Consider the following 16,921-nt stretch of genomic DNA (forward strand, 5'->3'; position numbering starts at 1 on the left):
GCGTCTAGTACGTGCGGCGGACGCCGCGGGCGGCCACCTCGATGCGGTCGCGCGCCTCGAGCAGGCAGGCGGCGATCTCGCGGTCGCGGCCCGCCGTCAGCCGGGGCACCGGGACCGACACGCTCACCGCGTCACGCGGCGGATAGGCGATGTCCAGCGCCACCCCGAAACAGCGCAGGCCCTCGGTGTTCTCCTCGCGGTCGATGGAGTACCCCCGCTTGCGGATGCGCCGCAGATCGGCCATGAGCTGCGCCTGGTCGACGATGGTGCTCTTGGTGAGGCGGGGCAGCTCGGCCGGCAGCAGGCGCGCCACCTCGGCGTCGTCGCGGGTGGCGAGGATGGCCTTGCCGAGCGAGGTGGTGCTGGCCGGCAGCCGCCGGCCGACCCTGGTGAAGGGCCGCAGGTAGTGGCGCGAGGCCCGCGTGGCGAGGTACACCACGTCGAAGTGGTCGAGCCGCGCCAGGTGGACCGTCTCGCCCGTGACCTCGGCGAGCCAGTCGAGCGCGTCGCGCGCGATCTGCACGACCGGGTCGCCGTCGATGTAGGTGGCGCCCACCAGCAGCGCCCGCATGCCGATGCGGTAGAGGGTGCCCGTGACGTCGGTCTCGATCCACCCGAGGCCGACCAGCGTGCGCAGCAGGGCGTGCAGGCTGCTCTTGGGATAGCCGAGCTTGCCCTGGAGGTCGGACAGGCTGTGCAGGCCGGGATACTGGGCGAAGAAGTCGAGCAGCTCGACGGTCCGCACGGCGGACTTGACGTGCGGCACCGCGGTCCCCTCTTGCGGCACCGCGGTTCCCTGCTCCGTCATTTGCGCCCTCCCTGCCGCACGTTACCTCCATTGTCGCCCGGTCACGACTCCACGACGCGACCGCCGAGCCAGGCGTACTCGGGATCGGACGCATCCAGCTCCGCCAGCTCGGCCGCGTAGGCCTCGGCGTCGTCCACCGGCTCGTAGCCGAGCGCCCGTCCCGCCGACAGGTCCCACCAGTTGCGGGTGTTGGCCGACACGCCCCAGACCACCGCGTAGGTCAGATCCGGCGAGGTCAGGCACGCGTGGGCCAGGCGCACCATGTCCCCCGGGCTGAGCCAGGTGGACAGCGCGCGCGGGCTCGGCGGGCGCTGCTCGAACGTACCGATGCGCAGGCACGCGACCTGCATGCCGTACCGGTCGGAGTAGTAGCGGCCGAGGGCCTCGCCGTAGGCCTTGGACACGCCGTAGTGCGAGTCGGGCGCCACCGGGGTGTCGGCGGGCACCGACTCCCGCCGGGGCGTGAACCCCGCCGCGTGGTTGCTGCTGGCGTACACGAACCGCTCGACCCCGGCCTGCCGCGCGGCCTCCATCACGTGGTAGGTGCCCTCGATGTTGGCCGTGAGCGCCTCCTCGAAGGTGGCGCCGGTGGAGGGGACGCCGGCCAGGTGCACGACCGCGGACACCCCCTTCATCGCCCGGTCGAGCACCGCCGGGTCGGCGATGTCCCCGCAGATCACCTCGAAGCGCTCGTGCTCCATCGGGGTGCGGTCGAGCAGCCGCAGCGTGTGGCCGTACTCGGGCAGACCGGAGGTCAGGCAGGCGCCGATACGTCCGGCGGCACCGGTCACAAGAACGTTGTTCGCCGGGTTCACTGGGGTCGCCGTGTTCGCTGGATTCGCCGTGGTCGCTGTGCTCGCCGTGTTCACCATGTGGCCACCGTATGGGCGGCGATGTGGTCCACGTCAAGATCGTCACCCAGTCCTGGACGACACGGGAGTGTGACATTTCCTGAATCGTCCAAAGGATCGATGATCGAGCGGAGATGCGGCGGCGGGGCATCGTAGTCCGAGTGCGGGTGCAGCAGGCCGCGCTCGTACCACTCGCCGCACAGCGTCGCCCCGATCACGGCGAGCGCGCCCGACCCGTTGCCGTGGATCTCACAGCCCATCCCGAAGGACTCGGCGGTGTGCACGGCCTTCAGCGCCGGGATGATCCCTCCGGAGCCGACGACGCCCACGCGCAGGATGTCGCACGCCCCCGCCGCGATCCACTCGGCCCGCGCCATGTGCTTGCCCCAGGAGGTCTCCGGGCCGAGGATCGGGGTGGCGAGCTGGTCGGCCAGCCAGCGGTAGGACTGCACCGACGCCTCCTCCATCGGCTCCTCGTACCAGGCGAAGTTCAGCTCGTCCAGCGCCCGGCCGAGCCGCAGGGCCTCGGTGCGGCTGTACCAGTGGTTGCTGTCCAGCATCAGGGCGACGTCGGGGCCGACCGCGTCCCGCACGGCCGCGCACGCCTTGATGTCCAGCTCGACGCCATGACGCATCGGCGGCATCCAGGTGTGCAGCTTGATGCCCCGGTATCCCCGCGCCACCAGATCCTTGGCGAAGCTCGCGTAGTCCGACAGCGTGGCCAGGCCGCCGGGGATGTCGTCGCCGCACATCGTGCTGGCGTAGGCGGGGACGACCGAGCGGGCGCCGCCGAGGAGTTTCCAGACGGGCAGGCCGAGCCTGCGGCCCGCCAGGTCCCACAGGGCCTGGTCCACGGTGCTCAGCAGACGGTCGGTGAGGTGGCCGTGGGCGCCGCGCTGGCGCCGCGCGAGCGCGTGCCACAGCCGCTCGCGCTCGAGACCGTCCTGGCCGGTCAGCACGGGGCGCACGTGCGCCTGGATCATGCTCTCGCGCAGCGTCTCGGGCTGTCCGAGGCAGTACCCCTTGGCGCCGTCGCTGTCGGTGATCTCCAGCAGCGCCTCCTTGACCTCCCGCGGCGGGCCCGGATGCCGGTGACCGTGCCCGTCCACCACCGATCTGGCGACGGTCGTGAACACCGTGACGCCGACGCGCTCGATGACGGCCATGACCTCTCCTTCCGCTCGATCGCCCCCGGCCTCGCCGGGGTGGAACCGGGACCGGCGCCCGCGGTCAGGTGACGGGTGCCGGTCCCGGGGTCGTGCCGGGCCGGGCTAGGAGTGCGACTGCTTCCACTCGGCCTGCGCCTCGGTGAGCTTCCGCGCCAGGGTGTCGAGGAACTCCTGCGGCTTCATCCGGCCGAGCAGGACCTTCTGGAACAGCGGCTCGGTGTCGGCCTTGGTGATGGAGGAGAACTGCGGCAGGTAGTACGGCGGCGAGACCACCACGGTCGAGGGGTCGCCCAGGACCTGCACGGCGTTCTTCAGGTAGGGCCGCTCGTCGAGCCAGGAGTCGGCCTGGGCGTCCTTGTTGGCCGGGATCTGGCCGGTCTGCTGGTTCCAGTAGCTGTTGCTGTCCTTGGAGACCAGGAAGTCGACGAACTTCCAGGCCGCGTCCTTGTGCTCGCTGTTCTTGAACACCGCGAACCCGTCGACCGGGTTGGCCACGATGGTGCGCTTGCCCGAGGCCCCGACCGGCATCGGGAAGGCGTCGATCTTGTCGGCGCCGAACGCCTTCACGTGGTCGTTGTAGGACCCCAGGTTGTGGTGCATCATCGCGACCTTGCCGCTGGTGAACTGGGCCACCATCTTCGGGAAGTCGTTGGTGACGTCCGCCTCCGGCGTGTCCTTCTTGTACAGCGCGGCGATCTTGGACACCAGCTCGACGTTCCCGGGGTCGTTGACGGTGCTCTTGCCGGAGGCGTCGAAGAACTCGGTGACCCCGGAGTAGGCGTAGGCCTCGGCCAGGAGCTGGAAGATCGAACCGGCGCCGCCGCGGATGGTCCAGCCGTACTGGTCGGGGGCCTTGGTCAGCTTGTCCGCCGCCGCGAAGAACTCGTCCCAGGTCTTGGGCGCCTGGATCCCGGCGGCCGACAGCTTGTCCTTCTGGTACCAGACGACGTCGAGGTTGGAGGTCGCCGGCACCATGTAGAGCTTGCCGCCGGGGTCGGTCCGCTTGACCGAGGCGAGCATGCTGTCCAGCAGCTTGCCGTTCGCCGGGCTCTTGGCCAGCCAGTCATCGGCCGGCTCCAGCGCCTGCTGCCCGGTCAGGCCGGCCAGGTAGCTGGTGGTCACGCCGCCCACGTCGGGCGTCTCGCCTCCGGCGATCGCGGTGTCGTACTTCTGCTGGACCGAGGCGATCGGGATGCCCACGTACTCGACGTGGATGGTCGGGTTGGCCTGCTCGAACCGTTTGATCAGCTCCTGGTAGAGCGGCGTGCGGACGCCGCCGTTGTTGTCCCAGAAGGTGATCGTCGTCTTGCCGCCCGACGCCTGCCCGCCGCCTCCGGAGTCCGACCCGCAGGCCGACGCGGTGACCGAAAGGGCGAGGACGGCGACGGCCGCCGTGCAGACCTTGGTGATGGTTCTCATGGTGTGGTGTCCTCCAGGCGGGGGTGGCTATCCCTTCACGGCACCGGCGCTGATGCCGTGCACGAGATAGCGCTGGATCACTGCGAACACGCAGACGACAGGGACGGCCGCCACCACGCCGCCCGCCGCCAGGGCCCCGAAGTCGGCGCTGTACTCCCCGATCGTGTAGCTCAGGCCGACGGGGATGGTGAAGTTGGCCTGCTTGCTGATGAACATCAGCGCGAACAGGAAGTTGTTCCAGGTGTGGATGAAGGCGAACGACCCGACCGCGATGAGGCCGGGACGCAGCTGCGGGAGCACGACCGCGAAGAAGGCACGGACGCGCGTGCAGCCGTCCACCATCGCCGCCTCCTCCACCTGGAAGGGCACCGCGGCGACGAACCCGCTCATCAGGATGATCGAGAGCGGGAGGTTGAACACCGTGTCCGCGATCACCAGGCTCCACAGGGAGTTGATCAGCCCGAGGCCGCGGAAGATCGTGAACAGCGGGATCAGCATCATGGCGCCCGGGATGAACTGCGTGCACAGCAGGGCCACCATGAACACCGTCCGGCCGCGGAAGCGGAAGCGCGCCAGCGCGTACCCGCCCATGAGCGCGACCACCGTCGTGAACAGCAGCGACAGCACGCCCACGACCACGCTGTTCCTGAAGAAGACCGCGTAGCCGATGTCGTTCCACACGGTCTCGAAGTGCTCGAAGGTGATCGGCCAGGGCACCGGCGCGGTGGAGCCGGTCGGCCGCAGCGCGAAGACGATCATCCAGTAGAACGGCACCAGCGTGAAGACCAGGTAGAGGCCCAGCGGGACGTACAGCCGCAGCACCCTGCCCGGGTCCTTGCGGGGCCGCGGCCCGGGGGCCGTCCGGACGCCCACCTTCCCGGGGCGCCGCACGATGGTCTCGGTTGCCATGGAAGCGCCCCTCATGCCTTGTGGTCCGCGCCGAACCGGCTCAGCCGGAGGTACAGCAGCGAGCAGAACAGCAGGATCAGGAAGCCCGCCGTCGTGAGCGCCGAGCCGTACCCGAAGTCCTTGGAGTCGATGGCGCGCTGGGCCACGTACAGCGGCAGCGTGGTGGTGACCTGGGCCGGGCCGCCGCCGGTGAGCGTGTAGATCAGGTCGACGTTGTTGAACTCCCACACCGAGCGCAGCAGTGTGGCCAGCACGATGGCGTCGCGCAGGTGGGGCAGGGTGACGTGCAGGAAGCGGCGGGCGCGCCCCGCCCCGTCGACGGCCGCCGCCTCGTACAGCTCGCCGGGGATGCCCTGGAGCCCCGCGAGCAGCAGGATCGCGAAGAAGGGCACGCCGCGCCACAGCTCGGTGACCACGACGGCGCCGAACACGGTGTCGGGATTGCCGAGCACCGCGGCCTCCGGCGCGCCGAGGTAGCGGACGATGCCGGTGGTGGGGTTGTAGAGCAGGATCCAGATGCCGGTGGTGAGCACTCCGGAGACCGCCCACGGGGAGAAGACCATCGAACGGGCGAGCCCCCGGCCGATGAAACTTTCATTGACGATGAGCGCCAGCGCGAGGCCGAGCACGAGTTGCAGCGCGATCTCGACGACCACCCATTTGGCGGTGAAACCGAGGCTCGTCCAGAACAGCGGGTCCTCGAAAAGCATCTCCCGGAAGTTCGCCAGCCCGGCGAAGCCGTTGGACCACGGCTTGGTCAGGTTGTAGTGCTGGAGGCTGTAGTACAGGACGCTGCCGATCGGGTAGACGAGGAACACCGTGATCAGCAGGACGGTCGGGGAGATCAACAGGTACGGGGCCCAGCGCAGGGCCCGGGGACGCTCCCTCGCCGCCGCTGTCCTGGCGAATGCCACCTGGCGCTCCGTTCGGTCGGCCGTCGAATGAGTGACACATTCTTGAACAAGGTTCACACTTGTGGACGCGCCGTCAACGTAGGAAGGCGGCACGCGCGATGTCAACCCTTCGCCAGGTAACCAAAGCATTTCGGATGCCGGGCGCGCAGGTTTCCCCCGCTCCCTTGACTGGCGGGGCATGGCCGCCATACGTTCCCTGTGTTCATATACGTGAATACAGTCCTGGCATGTGTACGCGAGAGAGGACCGTATGACTTCGCTGGTGGATCGGCTCGACGGGCCGCTCTTCTTTCCCGTCACCCCCTGCGACGACCGGGAGCGGCTCAACCTCGACGCCTTCCGCGAGCACGTCCGCGACGGCGTGGCCGCCGGATGCGGCGCGGTGTTCGCCTGCTGCGGCACGGGCGAGTTCCCCTCGCTGAGCCTCGCCGACTACGCGGCGTGCGTCGCGGCCGCCGTCGAGGAGACCGCCGGGCGGGTGCCCGTCATCGCCGGCACCGGATACGCCACCGCGCTCGCCGCCGGCTTCTCCGCGGCCGCCGAACAGGCCGGCGCCGACGGGCTGCTCGCCCTGCCGCCCTACCTCGTGCAGCCCGACCAGGAGGGCCTGCGGCGCCACTACCAGGCCCTCGCCGACGGCACCCGGCTGCCGGTGATCCTCTACCAGCGCGACAACGCGATCTTCGAGCCGCGGACCGTCGTCGAACTGGCCCGCCATCCCGGCATCATCGGGTTCAAGGACGGCCACGGCGACCTGGACCTGCTCCAGCGCGTCATCAGCGCCGCGCGCACCGCCTCGGCGGACCTGCTGTTCTTCAACGGCCTGCCCACCGCCGAGATGTCCGCGCTCGCCTACCGCGGGCTCGGCATCACCCGGTACTCCTCCGCGGTGTTCTGCTTCGTCCCCGGCGTGGCCCTGGCCTTCCACAAGGCCCTGCTCGCCGGGGACGACGCCGTGACCGACCGGCTGATCGACGAGTTCTACCGGCCGCTGGTCGAGCTGCGCCGCCAGGGCGCCGGATACGCGGTGTCGCTGATCAAGGCCGGCGTGCGCCTGCGCGGCCTGGACGCCGGCCCCGTGCGCGCCCCGCTGTGCGAGCCGGCGCCCGAGCACGTCAAGCGGCTCGGCGAGCTGATCGAGCGCGCACTGTCGATCACCGAGAGCCCCTGACCCGCACGGCGCCGCGTCGGGGAGGCGCCCGCCCGGGCCCCGCGGGCACGCCCGCCCGGGCCCGGACCCCCTGGAGGCCGCCCTCCGCCGGAGCGGGGGCCTCCCTGACCCAGGAGGTATCCCCTTGCCAGCACCCACCACGACCGCGGCCGTCCTGGCCGCGGCCCTGTGCGCCGCCACGCTGACCGCCGTCCCCGCGGCCTCGGCCGCCACCGGCCACGACGTCCCGCTCGGACGGCGCACGCTGCCCGCCGGCGACGGATGGGCCGCCGCGACCACCGGCACCACCGGCGGCGCCGCGGCCGACGACGCCCACGTGTTCACCGTCCGCACCCGCAAGGAACTGGTCACCGCCCTGAACAAGGGCGACGCCACCCCCAAGATCATCTACGTGAAGGGTGTCATCGACGGCAACACCGACGACACCGGCGCCCGGCTGACCTGCGACGACTACGCGACCGACGGCTACACTCAGCCCGCCTACCTCGCCGCCTACGACCCGGCGGTGTGGGGCCGCGACGCCGAGCCGTCCGGGCCCCTGGAGGACGCGCGCGCCGCCTCCGCCGCCCGCCAGACCGCCCAGATCAAGCCGAAGGTCGGCTCCAACACCACCATCGCCGGCCTCGGCAACGCCGTGATCAAGGGCCTGAACCTGCACGTCGACAAGGCCGACAACATCATCATCAGGAACATCAGGTTCCAGGACGCCTACGACTGCTTCCCCCAGTGGGACCCGACCGACGGCGCCGAGGGCAACTGGAACTCGCTGTACGACAACATCTCGGTCACCGGCTCCACCCACGTCTGGGTGGACCACAACGGCTTCGACGACGGCGGCTACCCTGACTCGGCCCAGCCGCTGTACTTCGGCCGACCCTACCAGGTGCACGACGGCGAACTCGACATCACCAGCGGCTCCGACCTCGCCACCGTCTCGTGGAACCGGTTCGCCGACCACGACAAGACCATGCTGATCGGCTCGACCAACAACCCCGCCGCCGACCGCGGCAAGCTGAACGTGACCGTGCACCACAACGTGTTCGACACCATCCTGCAGCGGGCGCCGCGCGTGCGGTTCGGCCAGGTGCACGTGTACGACAACTACTACGACATCCCGGCGGGCGACGAGTACGTCTACAGCTTCGGCGCCGGGGTGGAGTCGAAGATCTACGCCGAGGACAACTTCTTCCGGCTCGGCGCCGGGGTGGACCCGGGCACGATCATCTACAACTGGGGCGGCACCGCCCTGCACGCCACCGGCACGCTGGTGGCCTCGGGCGGCAAGGTGCGCCAGGTGGACATCCTGGCCGCGCACAACGCCACCCACGACCCCGACCTGTCCGGCGACGTCGGATGGACCCCGGCCCTGCACACCCGCGTCGACCCCGCGGCCGTCGTGCCGCTGACCGTGCCGCTGCTGGCGGGCCCCGGCCGCCTGCGCTGACCCGGCGCGGGCGGCGACGTGCCGCCACGCCCCGCCCCGGACCCCTGAGCCGAGCGCCCTGTCAGGCCTGACCTGACGGGCCCCTTCCCCGGCGGCCAGGCACCCCCCGGACCGTCACGCCGTCGAACCGCGGCGTGACGGTCCCCGTGCTCACACCTCGACGATGACCGGGACGATCATCGGCCGGCGGCGGTAGGTGTCGTTGACCCACCGCCCGACGATGCGGCGGGTGACGCGGCGCATCTGCTGGATGTCGGCCACGCCGTCGGCGGCGGCGTCCTGCAGCGCCTTCTCGATCAGCGGGATGACCGCCTCGAAGGCGTCGATCTCGATGCCCGACCCCCGCGCGTACATCTCGGGGCCGCCGCTGACCTTCCCCGTCGTGGAGTCGACCACCACGACCACCGAGATGAAGCCCTCGTCCCCGAGGATGCGGCGGTCCTTCAGCGCGACGTCGGTGATGCCGCCGACCGACGAGCCGTCCACGTAGACATAGCCGCACGGGACCGCGCCGACGATGCGCGCCCGGCCGTCGACCAGGTCGACGACCACGCCGTCCTCGGCGATGACGATGTGGTCGTCCGGCACGCCGGTGAGCGCGGCCAGCTTCGCGTGCGCCCGCAGGTGGCGCCACTCGCCGTGCACGGGCATGAAGTTCGACGGCTTAGTGGCGTTCAGCACGTACAGCAGTTCGCCCGCGGCGGCGTGACCGGAGACGTGCACCAGCGCGTTGCCCTTGTGGACCACGCGCGCGCCCCAGCGGGTGAGCCCGTTGATGACCTTGTTGACGGCCGTCTCGTTGCCCGGCACCAGCGACGACGCCAGCACGACCGTGTCGCCCTCGGCGACCCGGATGGGGTGGTCGCGGTTGGCCATGCGCGACAGCGCCGCCATCGGCTCGCCCTGCGACCCCGTGCAGATCAGCACGACGTCCTCCGGCGGCCACTCCTCGATCTCGCGGGCGTCCACCAGCAGGCCGGCCGGCACCCGCAGGTACCCCAGTTCGCGGGCCACGCCCATGTTCCTGACCATCGAGCGGCCGATGAGCGCGACCTTGCGGCCGTTCTGCTCGGCGGCGTCGAACACCTGCTGCACGCGGTGCACGTGCGAGGCGAAGCAGGCCACGATGATGCGCTTGGTCGCGCTGCGGAAGACCTCGTCGATCACCGGGCTGATGGTGGTCTCGCTCGGCACGAAGCCGGGCACCTCGGAGTTGGTGGAGTCCGACATCAGCATGTCGACGCCCTCGGCGCCGAGCCTGGCGAACCCGCCGAGGTCGGTCAGCCGGCCGTCGAGCGGAAGCTGGTCCATCTTGAAGTCGCCGGTGTGCAGGACGATGCCCGCGGGCGTCCTGATCGCCACGGCGAGGGCATCGGGGATCGAGTGGTTGACCGCGAAGAACTCGCACTCGAACGGGCCGAACCGCTGCCGCTGCCCCTCGGCCACCTCGACCTTGACCGGCTGGATGCGGTGCTCGGTGAGCTTGCTCTCGATCATGCCCAGGGTCAGGCGGGAGCCGACCAGGGGGATGTCGCGGCGCTCGCGCAGCAGGTACGGGACGGCGCCGATGTGGTCCTCGTGGGCGTGGGTCAGCACGACCGCCTCGATCTGGTCCAGGCGGTCCCGGATGTAGTCGAAGTCGGGCAGGATCAGATCGACGCCCGGCTGGTCGGGCTCCGGGAACAGCACGCCGCAGTCGACCACCAGCAGCCGGCCGTCGAACTCGAAGACCGCCATGTTGCGGCCGATCTCACCGAGCCCGCCGAGCGCGACGATGCGCAGGCCGTGCTCCGGCAGGGCCGGAGGCGGCCCCAGCTCGGGATGCGGATGACTCATGCTCTCCCCCCATGTACATCGGCCCGCCGCGCGTGTACGGCTCCCTCGCCGAGCCGTCCGGCGCGTCGCGGGCCGAGATCGTCGTGTCTCTCTCTCAAACTCTCAGTTCCTCCCCGCCGCGAACAGCGCGCGGCGACTCGTTCAGGTGGGTGCTCCGCCGCTCACGACGTACCCGCGGCGGCCTCGGCCCGGCGCGCGCCCGGCCGGGCGCGCGGTTTCGTCGGCCGCACCCAGAGTAGGCGGCATTTCAGTCGGACAACTTCACCCCGCCCGCGACCAGGTCTTCGCGCAAAGTCGCGACGAGCTCCCCGGTGGCGTCGACGAGCGGCGCGCGCACCGGGCCCACCGGCCTTCCCATGAGGCCCAGCGCGGCCTTCGCCATGATCGCGCCCTGGCTGCGGGTCATGATGCCCGTGACCACCGGCAGCAGGCGCTGGTGCACCGAACGGGCGCCCTCCACGTGGCCCGACTGGAACAGGCCGATCATGGAGGCCAGCTCGGCGCCCACCACGTGGCCGACCACGCTGACGAACCCGGCCGCCCCGATCGACAGCCAGGGCAGGTTGACCGCGTCGTCCCCGGAGTAGTACGCCAGGTCGGTGGCGGCCATCACCTGCGAGGCGCCGAACAGGTCGCCCTTGGCGTCCTTCACCGCGGCGATGCGCGGGTGGGCTCCAAGGCGCAGCAGCGTCTCGGTGTCGATCGGGGTGCCGGTGCGGCCCGGGATGTCGTACAGCATGACCGGCAGGCCGGTGGCGTCCGCGATGGTCGTGAAGTGGCGGTACAGCCCCTCCTGGGGCGGCCTGTTGTAGTACGGCGTCACCACCAGCAGGCCGTGGGCGCCGGCGCGCTCGGCGGCCCTGGCCAGCTCGATCGAGTGGCGCGTGTCGTTGGTGCCCGCGCCGGCCACGACGGTCGCCCGGTCGCCGACCGCCTCCAGCACGGCCTTCAGTATGAGCTCTTTCTCGGCATCGCTCGTGGTGGGGGACTCCCCCGTGGTGCCGCTGACGACGACACCGTCGTTGCGCTGGTCGTCAACGAGGTAGGTGGCCAGGCGCTGGACACCGTCGATGTCCACGGCGCCGTCGGCGGTGAACGGCGTGACCATCGCGGTCAGCATGCGCCCGAAGGGCGCGTCGGAGGTTCCGGTTGGCGATGCCATAGACGGAACGGTACCTGGATCCGCGAAGACGGTGGACCCCGCCACCCCGGTTCGTGACGGCACGTCGGTCGATCCGGGTGTGCACCGGTTCCTGGGGAGATGGTGTGACATGGACAGAGGCCGTCGATATGTGCTCGGGGGTACACACATCGACGACCTCTATCCGTGCAATCGGCCCCGCTTACGGCGGCGTTACACACATCTGAGAAGAATTTTCCGATCGTCCGCACGGGCCACGCCGGCGGGGGCTACGGCCCGCCCGCCGGACGCGCCCCCGTCCCGCCCGGCCGCACGCCCGTCCTGGTGGCGGGCGGTGTCCCCCGTACCGCTCCTCACCTTTTCCGTCCAGGCGGAACGCAATGTCGCCACAGAATCACGTTTCGTAAAGTTGGGACTCCAAGTGTTCGCCATTACTCCTAGTTGTCCTTCGATTACGGCAAGATAGGAAAACGATCTCGAACACCCTTAGGGATGGACGGATGACTGGCAACGATCCGGTGTACCTCCGTGTGGTCGAAGAGCTGCGGGCGCAGATAGTCGATGGCACCCTGCCGCCGGGCGCGCCCATCCCGTCCCGCGCGCAACTCACCCAGCGCTTCCGCGTCGGCGAGACCGCCGCCCGTCACGCCCTGCGCGTCCTGGCCGCCGAAGGCCTCATCATCGGCAAGGTCGGCTCCGGGCACTACGTCCGCGAGAAGTCCGTGCTCTACCCCCTGCAACGGTGCCGCAACATCGACCACGACGCCCCGTTCGCCGCCGACATGCAGGCCGGCGGCCACCGCGCCACGTGGGACTGGCGCAGCGAGCCCGTCAAGGCCGGGCCCGAGATCGCCCGCCGCCTCCGGCTCGACGCCGCCGAGCCGGTCACCCGCACCCGCTACGTCTTCCGCACCGACGGCAAGCCGATGCAGCTCGCCACCTCCTATGAGCCGGTCGAGTTCGGCCGCCCCCACTCCTGCCCCGAAGAGGGCACCAACGGGCGCAAGAGCCTGCTGGCCCGCATGTCCGCCGCCGGAGTCAAGATCACCGACATTCGCGAGAGCGTGCACACCCGCGTCCCGCAGCCGACCGAGAGCGACCTGCTCGACCTGCCCACCGGCGTGCACGTCCTGCACATCGAGCGCACCCACTGGTCCGGCGACCGCCCCGTGGAGACCAGCGACATCGTCGTCCCCGGCGACCGCTTCCGCCTGGTCTACTCCGTCCCCCTAGGCGCCTGACCCCTTCCCCGGCACCCGACGCCACAAGCGCCCACCACCCCACCTGCCCTCCGTGGGCTGCCGCTACCCGCCGCCGCGCGGCAGGAAGAGGTAGCGGCCGAACGCCCGACCACCCACCTCCCCCGGCACGATCCTCTCCCCGCCCAACCGGGCCTCCACCCAGCGCCCGACTTCACAAGAGCGCATCACCCCCACCTGCCCTCCGTGGGCCGCCGCCACCCGCCGCCGCGCGGCAGGAAGAGGTAGCGGCCGAACGCCCGACCACCCACCTCCCCCGGCACGATCCTCTCCCCGCCTCGACCGGGCCTTCCTCCGGCGCCGCGTCGGCGGGAAGGGAGGACGGCGAATTCGGCGCCATGTGCGGCGCGCGGCCGTTCCCCGGACGTCGGTCAGCGGGCGCGCTGGGTCAGGGCTACGCACACCAGCACGGCCACGGCGGCGGTCAGGGTGGCGGGGTCCAGGCTCTCCCCCAGCAGCCACCATGCCAGCAGCAGCGTCAGGAGCGGCTGGAGGAGCTGGGTCTGACCGGCGCGGGCGATGCCGCCTCGCGCGAGGCCCGCGTACCAGGGGATGAAGCCCAGGAACATCGACACCAGTGACACGTAGGCGAACCCGGCCATCACGTCCGTCGACAGACGGTGAGCGGTGGTGAACCACAGGATCACCGCGACCGGCACGGTCACCGGGGCCGCCAGCACCAGGGCGTGGGAGATCACCCGCCAGCCGGCCGTGTGCCGCGCCAGGCGTCCGCCCTCGGTGTACCCCACCGCGGCGCAGACCAGTGCGGCGACCATGAGCAGGTCCGCGGCGGCGAGCCGGCCGCCTCCCCTGGTGAGCGTGAAGACCGTGACCGAGGCCGCGCCCGCCGCGCTCGCAACCCAGAACAGCGGGCGCGGCCGTTCCCCGGCCCGAAGAACGGCGAACACGGCGGTAGCGGCCGGGAGCAGGCCGACGACGACGGCCGCGTGCGAGACGCTCGCCCCGGCGGCCAGGGCCAGGCCGCTGAACAAGGGAAACCCGAAGACGACGCCGAACGCGATCGCGGCGTAGGACCGGAACTGGGCCCGAGGAGGCAGCGGCGCGGCGCCGGCGGCCAGCAGGCAGACCACCGCCGCCGCCGCGGCCACGGCGGCCCGGCCGACCGCCACGAAGTACGGGTCGAAGCCCCGCAGGGCGAAGGCGGTCGCCGTCAACGTCCCCGAGAACGCCACGACCCCCAGGCCCGCGAGCGACGTCCCCGCCCACCGGCTCGCACCGGCGACCATCCGGGCACCGGGCACGGACGGCTTCCCCGGCACCGCGCCGTCCCCTGTGCCGTCCTGCACTGCCGGCTCGGCGCTCTGCGCCACTCCGGCCGGCACTCGCGGGACCGCGCCGTCCGCCATCCCGGGCCCTGATCCTGGCGCGGCATCCTCCGCCTCTCCGGCTCGTTCTCCCGCCGTCGCCGCTCGGGGGACGTCGCTCTGGTCGCCGGTGGGCCCGCGCCGGGAGCGGAGTAGGCCGAGGGGGATCGCTACTGCCGTGCGGGCAGTAGCGCTACTCTTATCTTTCATGAATGACGATAGCAGTATCGTCCGGATCGCCGCATCGCTGCGCGAGGAGGCGGCGCGGCTACGGCCGGGCGACCGGTTGCCATCCAGCCGCGAGCTGGTGCGACGCCACAAGGTCAGCCCCGTCACCGTGTCCCGGGCGCTGGCGGCGCTCGCGGCCGAGGGCAGGGTCGTCACCCGTCCGGGGAGCGGCGCCTTCGTCGCGCCTTCCGTCGCCGCGACGTCCGGAGAGGCCACCGACCTGTCATGGCAGACGGTCTCGCTCGGAGACCGGTCCGTCGACGACGCGGCGGTCGCCGGACTGCTCACCCCGCCTCCCGAGGGCGTCATCCCACTCGCAGGCGGCTACCTCCACCCGGGGCTGCGCCCGTCCAAGGCCCTGGCGAACGCCGCCGTCCGCGCCGTGCGCCGCGCGGACGCCTGGGCGATCCCGCCGTTGAACGGACTGGCCGAGCTGCGGCGCTGGTTCGCCGCCGAGGTGGGCGGCGGCGTCACCCACGCCGACGTACTGATCGTCAGCGGCGGGCAGGCCGCGCTGACCCATGCCTTCCGCGCCCTGTCCGCGCCCGGCGCCGCGATGCTGGTCGAGACGCCCACCTACCCCGGAGCGCTGGCCGCCGCCCGCGCCGCCGGGCTGCGCGCGGTGGCCGTGCCGATGGACGCCGACGGAGTGCGTCCCGACCTGCTGGCCGAGGCGTTCGCCGTCACCGGCGCGCGGGTGTTCTACTGCCAGCCGACCCTGCACAACCCCACCGGCGTGGTGCTGTCGGCCGAACGCCGCGGCCAGGTCCTCGCCGTGGCCAGGGCCGCCGGGGCGTTCGTGATCGAGGACGACTACGCGCGCTACCTGGCCACGAGCCCCGTCCCGCCCCCGTTGGTCACCATGGACGCCCACGGCACCGTCGTGCACGTCAACTCGCTCAGCAAGGTCACCTCGCCGAGCCTGCGGGTGGCCGCGGTGATCGCGCGGGGCCCGGCGGCGCGGCGGCTGCGAGCCGCCCAGCTCGTGGAGTCGTTCTTCGTCGCCCGCCCCCTGCAGGAGACCGCGCTGGAGCTGCTCGGCTCCCCCGCCTGGCGGCGTCACCGGGCGGCGGTGACGGCGGAGCTGGCGGTGCGGCGTGACGCGCTGGCCTCCGCCCTGACCCGCCACCTGCCCTCCGCGCGCGTGCCCTACATGCCCCCGGGCGGGCTCCACCTGTGGGTGCGGCTCCCCCGGGACGTCGACGAGACGGCGCTGGTCGAGTCCGCCCAGCGCGCCGGGGTCCTGGTCAGCCCGGGAGCGATCTACCACTCCGCCGAACCGCCCTGCCCGCATATCCGGGTCACCCACATCGCCGCCGCCCATGTCGCCGAGCTGGCCGAGGGCGTCCGTCGCCTCGGCGCGACGCTGGACGCCCAGCTCGCGCCGGGGTCCGGCTGAGCCCGGCGCAGGCGGACCGTACCGGAGGCTGCCCTACAGTGGTCGCATGGACGGGCCCGTCGAGCTGCTCCGCGACTTCATGAACACCTACGACGCCGAAGCGGACACAGACGAACTGGCCTCCCCCGCCGAGCTGGCCGTCTGGCTGCGCGAGCGCGGCCTCATCTCCGCGACCGACCGCGCGGTGGACGATGACTGGGCGCTCGCGATCGCCCTGCGCGAAGGGCTGCGCACGGCCCTGCGCCAGCGCCCCTCCGGACATCCGCGCCCCGCCCGGCAGGACACCGCGCAGAACCCTGCACCCGCCGAACCGGCACCGGCACGGAACGACCTCCACCCGCCCGCCGAACCGGACCCGGCGTGGAGCGACCTCCACCCGCCCGCCGAACCGGACGCGACGGGCGCCCTCAGCCCGACCACAAACTACGGCGCAACCCCCGACCCCGGTCCGACCGCCGCCCCCGGTCCGACCGGAGATCCTGGCATGACCGGAGATCTCGGCCCGACGGAAGACCTCGGCGCAACCGTGGCCCCCGGCGCGACCGCCACCCCTGGCCCAACCGCCGACCCCGACGCGGCAGACGACCCCGACGCGGCGGATGACCTCGGCGCAGCGGCCCACCTGAGCGAAACGCCAGTCGGGCCTGACGCGATGCGTGGCCAATTGGAGGGGGCGCTGGCGGCGCTTCCTCTGCGGGTCAGGATCGGCGCGGGGCGGGTTCCCGTCGCCGAGCCGCTGGGCGCCGGCGCGGCCCGAGGCGTCGGGATGCTCGCCGCGGCCATCCTGCGGGCGCATGCCGAGGGCGGCTGGCCGCGCCTGAAGGTCTGCGCCGAGGATTCCTGCCAGTGGGCGTTCATCGACGCCTCCAAGAACCGCTCGCGTTCGTGGTGCTCCATGCGGGTCTGCGGCAACCGCACCAAGACCCGCGCCTACCGCGCCAGACGCCGCCGGCACGACCCTCTCCCCTCCTGAGCCTTCCCGCCGCGGTCCGCCGAAACCCACGGGTCACCCGCAGGCAGGGGTCCCAGGCGAAGCCATCCCGCCGCG

At 71.8% G+C, this 16,921-nt stretch carries 14 protein-coding genes; 5 read left to right on the top strand and 9 right to left on the bottom strand.

The genetic code is table 11. From position 1 onward, the window contains the following. Positions 1 to 4: 4 nt before the first annotated feature. From ACFQSB_RS02125 to ACFQSB_RS02150, 6 genes are all read right to left on the bottom strand, one after another. Positions 5 to 808, bottom strand: coding sequence for an IclR family transcriptional regulator (locus tag ACFQSB_RS02125; RefSeq protein ID WP_354835205.1), 804 nt, complete (start codon positions 806 to 808; stop codon positions 5 to 7). A gap of 41 nt (positions 809 to 849) precedes the next feature. After that, the gene (locus ACFQSB_RS02130; RefSeq protein ID WP_380823954.1) at positions 850 to 1,599 is read right to left on the bottom strand and encodes an NAD-dependent epimerase/dehydratase family protein; all 750 of its coding nucleotides are present in this window, start codon (positions 1,597 to 1,599) and stop codon (positions 850 to 852) included. A 74-nt stretch (positions 1,600 to 1,673) separates the two neighbouring features. Continuing rightward, on the bottom strand, positions 1,674 to 2,825 hold the full coding sequence (locus tag ACFQSB_RS02135) for an enolase C-terminal domain-like protein (RefSeq protein ID WP_354835209.1): 1,152 nt from the start codon (positions 2,823 to 2,825) through the stop codon (positions 1,674 to 1,676). A gap of 105 nt (positions 2,826 to 2,930) precedes the next feature. After that, positions 2,931 to 4,247 carry an ABC transporter substrate-binding protein gene (locus ACFQSB_RS02140; protein ID WP_380823955.1) on the bottom strand — a complete coding sequence of 439 codons (1,317 nt, stop codon included), beginning with the start codon at positions 4,245 to 4,247 and terminating at the stop codon, positions 2,931 to 2,933. 27 nt (positions 4,248 to 4,274) lie between these two features. Continuing rightward, the gene (locus ACFQSB_RS02145; RefSeq protein WP_380823956.1) at positions 4,275 to 5,156 is read right to left on the bottom strand and encodes a carbohydrate ABC transporter permease; all 882 of its coding nucleotides are present in this window, start codon (positions 5,154 to 5,156) and stop codon (positions 4,275 to 4,277) included. Positions 5,157 to 5,167: 11 nt separating this feature from the next. Beyond that, positions 5,168 to 6,070, bottom strand: a complete 903-nt coding sequence (locus ACFQSB_RS02150; RefSeq protein ID WP_380823957.1) for a carbohydrate ABC transporter permease — start codon at positions 6,068 to 6,070, stop codon at positions 5,168 to 5,170. Between the two features lie 250 nt (positions 6,071 to 6,320). Between ACFQSB_RS02150 and ACFQSB_RS02155 the strand changes: the two genes are divergently transcribed. Then, positions 6,321 to 7,241, top strand: coding sequence for a 5-dehydro-4-deoxyglucarate dehydratase (locus ACFQSB_RS02155; RefSeq protein WP_354835217.1), 921 nt, complete (start codon positions 6,321 to 6,323; stop codon positions 7,239 to 7,241). Positions 7,242 to 7,365: 124 nt separating this feature from the next. Beyond that, the gene (locus ACFQSB_RS02160; RefSeq protein ID WP_380823958.1) at positions 7,366 to 8,685 is read left to right on the top strand and encodes a pectate lyase family protein; all 1,320 of its coding nucleotides are present in this window, start codon (positions 7,366 to 7,368) and stop codon (positions 8,683 to 8,685) included. A gap of 150 nt (positions 8,686 to 8,835) precedes the next feature. Here ACFQSB_RS02160 and ACFQSB_RS02165 read toward each other — a convergent pair whose 3' ends face one another. Together ACFQSB_RS02165 and dapA are read right to left on the bottom strand one after the other, a co-directional pair. Further along, a complete protein-coding gene (locus ACFQSB_RS02165) occupies positions 8,836 to 10,521 on the bottom strand; it encodes a ribonuclease J (protein ID WP_380823959.1) in 1,686 nt (561 codons plus the stop codon). A gap of 247 nt (positions 10,522 to 10,768) precedes the next feature. Beyond that, entirely contained in the window at positions 10,769 to 11,683 is a 915-nt protein-coding gene (gene dapA / locus ACFQSB_RS02170) for a 4-hydroxy-tetrahydrodipicolinate synthase (protein WP_380823960.1), read from the bottom strand. Between the two features lie 479 nt (positions 11,684 to 12,162). Between dapA and ACFQSB_RS02175 the strand changes: the two genes are divergently transcribed. After that, positions 12,163 to 12,903, top strand: a complete 741-nt coding sequence (locus ACFQSB_RS02175; RefSeq protein ID WP_380823961.1) for a GntR family transcriptional regulator — start codon at positions 12,163 to 12,165, stop codon at positions 12,901 to 12,903. Positions 12,904 to 13,292: 389 nt separating this feature from the next. On the opposite strand, the gene ACFQSB_RS02180 is transcribed toward ACFQSB_RS02175, so the two are convergent. Next, entirely contained in the window at positions 13,293 to 14,288 is a 996-nt protein-coding gene (locus ACFQSB_RS02180; RefSeq protein ID WP_380823962.1) for a DMT family transporter, read from the bottom strand. A gap of 166 nt (positions 14,289 to 14,454) precedes the next feature. Here ACFQSB_RS02180 and ACFQSB_RS02185 point away from each other — a divergent pair, with 166 nt between their 5' ends. Then, entirely contained in the window at positions 14,455 to 15,873 is a 1,419-nt protein-coding gene (locus ACFQSB_RS02185; RefSeq protein ID WP_380823963.1) for an aminotransferase-like domain-containing protein, read from the top strand. 46 nt (positions 15,874 to 15,919) lie between these two features. Continuing rightward, positions 15,920 to 16,846 (top strand): CGNR zinc finger domain-containing protein, encoded by a 927-nt coding sequence (locus ACFQSB_RS02190; protein WP_380823964.1) that lies wholly within the window; start codon positions 15,920 to 15,922, stop codon positions 16,844 to 16,846. Positions 16,847 to 16,921: the final 75 nt, after the last annotated feature.

Source organism: Sphaerisporangium rhizosphaerae, assembly GCF_042665155.1.
Taxonomy (GTDB): Bacteria; Actinomycetota; Actinomycetes; order Streptosporangiales; family Streptosporangiaceae; genus Sphaerisporangium; species Sphaerisporangium rhizosphaerae.

Coding starts and splice junctions, on each gene's coding strand:
- ACFQSB_RS02125 (WP_354835205.1), bottom strand. CDS start 808: ATGACGGAGCAGGGAACCGCGGTGCCGCAAGAGGGGACCGCGGTGCCG.
- ACFQSB_RS02135 (WP_354835209.1), bottom strand. CDS start 2,825: ATGGCCGTCATCGAGCGCGTCGGCGTCACGGTGTTCACGACCGTCGCC.
- ACFQSB_RS02140 (WP_380823955.1), bottom strand. CDS start 4,247: ATGAGAACCATCACCAAGGTCTGCACGGCGGCCGTCGCCGTCCTCGCC.
- ACFQSB_RS02145 (WP_380823956.1), bottom strand. CDS start 5,156: ATGGCAACCGAGACCATCGTGCGGCGCCCCGGGAAGGTGGGCGTCCGG.
- ACFQSB_RS02155 (WP_354835217.1), top strand. CDS start 6,321: ATGACTTCGCTGGTGGATCGGCTCGACGGGCCGCTCTTCTTTCCCGTC.
- ACFQSB_RS02165 (WP_380823959.1), bottom strand. CDS start 10,521: ATGAGTCATCCGCATCCCGAGCTGGGGCCGCCTCCGGCCCTGCCGGAG.
- dapA (WP_380823960.1), bottom strand. CDS start 11,683: ATGGCATCGCCAACCGGAACCTCCGACGCGCCCTTCGGGCGCATGCTG.
- ACFQSB_RS02175 (WP_380823961.1), top strand. CDS start 12,163: ATGACTGGCAACGATCCGGTGTACCTCCGTGTGGTCGAAGAGCTGCGG.
- ACFQSB_RS02180 (WP_380823962.1), bottom strand. CDS start 14,288: ATGGCGGACGGCGCGGTCCCGCGAGTGCCGGCCGGAGTGGCGCAGAGC.
- ACFQSB_RS02185 (WP_380823963.1), top strand. CDS start 14,455: ATGAATGACGATAGCAGTATCGTCCGGATCGCCGCATCGCTGCGCGAG.
- ACFQSB_RS02190 (WP_380823964.1), top strand. CDS start 15,920: ATGGACGGGCCCGTCGAGCTGCTCCGCGACTTCATGAACACCTACGAC.